Annotated in this window: 3 protein-coding genes and 1 pseudogene; 2 read left to right on the top strand and 2 right to left on the bottom strand. The window is 63.5% G+C overall.

Going from position 1 to position 3,013, the window contains the following annotated elements; all coding sequences use genetic code 11:
• Together RIN13_RS20400 and pstS are read right to left on the bottom strand one after the other, a co-directional pair.
• Positions 1-506, bottom strand: a pseudogene (locus tag RIN13_RS20400) (phosphate ABC transporter permease subunit PstC); the annotation flags it as partial.
• Between the two features lie 116 nt (positions 507-622).
• Positions 623-1,744 carry a phosphate ABC transporter substrate-binding protein PstS gene (gene pstS / locus RIN13_RS20395; protein ID WP_309109137.1) on the bottom strand — a complete coding sequence of 374 codons (1,122 nt, stop codon included), beginning with the start codon at positions 1,742-1,744 and terminating at the stop codon, positions 623-625.
• A 232-nt stretch (positions 1,745-1,976) separates the two neighbouring features.
• Between pstS and RIN13_RS20390 the strand changes: the two genes are divergently transcribed.
• Positions 1,977-2,528, top strand: coding sequence for a flavin reductase family protein (locus tag RIN13_RS20390; protein ID WP_309109136.1), 552 nt, complete (start codon positions 1,977-1,979; stop codon positions 2,526-2,528).
• Between the two features lie 42 nt (positions 2,529-2,570).
• Positions 2,571-2,990, top strand: coding sequence for a DUF1761 domain-containing protein (locus tag RIN13_RS20385; protein WP_309109135.1), 420 nt, complete (start codon positions 2,571-2,573; stop codon positions 2,988-2,990).
• Positions 2,991-3,013 lie beyond the last annotated feature (23 nt).

The following is a 3,013-nucleotide window of genomic DNA, read 5'->3' as shown; positions in this document are numbered from 1 at the left end:
ACGATTCCGGCGGTCAGGATGGTTTTGCCGGTGGCTGACGCCGGTCCCTGGAAGATGGGCAGCCAGCCCATGTTGGCTGCGAGCCAGCCGTAGGCGGGCGAAATCTGCGGGGCGAGAAAAGCGGCACCCCAGGCGCCGTATATAACCGAGGGGATGGCTGCCAGCAGGTCGATCACATAGCCGAGGCCGGATGCGAGACCGCGGGGGGCGTAGTGGGAGATGAAGAGCGCAACTCCGATGGCTACGGGCGTGGCGATCGCGAGTGCGATAACTGCGGCGATCAGGGTACCGATGACGATCGGCCAGATGTAGGCGAAGAATCCCTCGCCGCCCTGAATGTCCTCGGCCGGGGCGGAGAATGCCGGGAGTGCCTGGATGACGAGGAAGAGCGCCACGCCAAACAGCACGGCAAGGATCAGGCACCCTGCTGCCAGGGCGGCTCCGGAGAAGACTTTGTCCCCGGCGCGGCCTGCGCTTTGGGAGCTGGTCAGGGAGGTGGCGGTCATACCGGCCCTTCGGTGTTGGTGTTGCGGCGTACGGAATCAGGAGAAGTGCGTTTACACAGCTAAATTCCCCGCCCGGCTTGATGGCTGGGCGGGGAACTTCAGCGTTCAGTTCTACGTTACGACTTGACCTTGATGGATTCGATGGCCTTGGTGGCCTTTTCGGTCAGCGCGGCAGACAGCGGAGCCGACTTTGCGGACTCGGCAGCGGCCTTCTGGCCTTCTTCAGAGACGACGTACTTCTCGAAAGCCTTGACGAGGTCAGCGGTCTCCTGCTTGTCGTAAGCGGAGCAGACGACGTGGTAGGACACCAGGACGACAGGGTAGGCACCGGACTCCGTGGTGGTGCGGTCCAGGTCGATAGCGGTGTCGTTCTCCGCGCGGCCTTCGACAGGCTTTCCGGCGTCGACGGCCTTGGCGGCAGCCTCAGGGGAAATAGCGACGAACTCGGAGCCGACCTTGATCTTGGCCTTGCCAAGAGTGCCTCCGACGGCGGAATCGTCAGCGTACGTCACGGCACCCGGGGTGTCCGTAACGGTCTTGACGACGCCGGACGTTCCCTTGGCGTTCTCGCCCTTCAGGGAAGCGGGCCAAACGCCGTCGGCCTTGTCTTTCCAGACCTCGGGGGCGGCGGCCGCGAGGTACTCGGTGAAGTTGTCGGTGGTGCCGGAGTCATCGGAACGGCTGACCGGGGTGACCTTCAGATCCGGGAGCGTGGCGTCCGGGTTCAGGGCAGCAATGGCCGGGTCATTCCACTTGGCGATCTCCCCGCGGAAGATCTTGGCAGCGGTCGGGGCGTCAAGGTTCAATTCCTTGACATCCGGAAGGTTGAACGCGATGGCGATCGGCGAAATGTAGACGGGGACATCAATGGCGCCTTCAGGGCCGCAGACCTTCTTGGACGAAGCCAGTTCCTCGTCCTTCAGGTAGGCATCCGAGCCGGCGAACTGTGCCGAACCGTCGAGGAGCGCCTTGCGCCCGGCACCGGAACCGTCCGGGGAGTACTGCACGGTGACGCCCTGGTTTGCGGACGCGAAATTGGTCTTCCACACATCCATGGCTGCGCCCTGCGCGGAGGAACCGATGCCCGTGAGGGTCCCGGTGACCTGGGCACCGGTGGCGGCACCTCCGGTCCCTCCGGGAGTGTTGGTGGCATTGTCGGAACCACAAGCGGTGAGCGCGAGAGAGCCAGCGGCGATGACAGCGATAGCCGCATGGCGGCCGAAGCGGAGTGCCTTCACTAGGTGTTACCCCTTCCAGGGTTTTCTGATGCGTTCCGAACCGGAGACGTTCGGACTGGAGTGCGTACGTTCTGTACCTTCATCGAACTTAAGGAGCTCAGGTAACGAGTATTGGGGTTCAAGGTAAACGGAGGATTAACGACGGCGGGATATTGGCTTACAGATGCCCGGTCCCCATTGCACCGGACGCGCCGCAGTCGTAGTGCAGCATACTTATGGCACGATGTGCCGTATGGAGAGCCCCGGGAACCTGGCCGCCCACCGTCTGGCGGGCAGACCGCCGTCGGATGCCGACGTCGATCTGTACCGCAGGCTGAGTGCCGACATCGCGGCCGGGGTAGCGGTGGTGTCCACTTCCCTGCGCAACCGCGACTACGCAGCGACCGTCACCGGGTTCCTGTCCGTTTCCTACGATCCACCCACGATGCTGGTTAGTCTCTACGCTGAATCACGGATCGGCGAGGCTGTGGAGGAGGCAGGCGTCTGGGCGCTGAGCCTGCTCTCGGGCAGGCATCAGGGTTCGGCCAACTGGCTGGCCAGCCCGGGGACGCCACTGCAGGGACTGCTGGCACAGGTCCCGTTCAGGAGGGGCCCAGTCACCGGCTCGGCCATCCTCGACGGCGCCCTCGCCTATTTCGAGCTGCGCACCGTGTCGGTTCATCAGGCCGCCACCCACCTGCTCATCGTCGGTGAAGTTCTTTCCATGGGCAGCGATGCTCCGCCGGGCGAGGCGCCAGACCCTCTGATCCATTTCGGTTCCCGCTATCACCATCTGGCGCCGTAACGGCATCACCGCAGACAATGAATACGAAACGAGGAGTGCATCATGGTTCCTGAGATCAACATCTGGGCAGTTCTGGTTGCGACGTTGTCCACGATGATCGTGGGGTCGGTCTGGTACACGCCCAAGGTCTTCGGCAACTACTGGAAGCGCGTGGCCAAGGTCTCGCCAAGCGGCGAGGCGAAGGATGCAGTCAAGCCCATCCTGATCACGCTCGCAGTCAGCTTCGTCAGCGCCTTGGTCCTGGCCGGATCCGTGGCCATCGCCCAGGACTTTTACGGCGGCAGCTTCCTCGCTAATTCCGTGATTACGGCCGTCATCCTCTGGGCAGGCTTCACGGCGGCGCGCTTCATCACCCACGATGCTTTTGAGGCCCGCCCCGCTGGACTCACGGCGCTGAACTGTGCCCACGAACTCGTGACCTACCTGGTGATGGCACTGGTCATCGGACTGTTCGGCATCTGAGCGCGAACGGACACTTAAGCCCC

The sequence above is a fragment of the Arthrobacter sp. genome (assembly GCF_031179985.1).
Lineage (GTDB): Bacteria > Actinomycetota > Actinomycetes > Actinomycetales > Micrococcaceae > Arthrobacter.
Note: the sequence above shows the minus strand (reverse complement) of the source record. Positions and strands in the feature narration are given on the sequence as shown.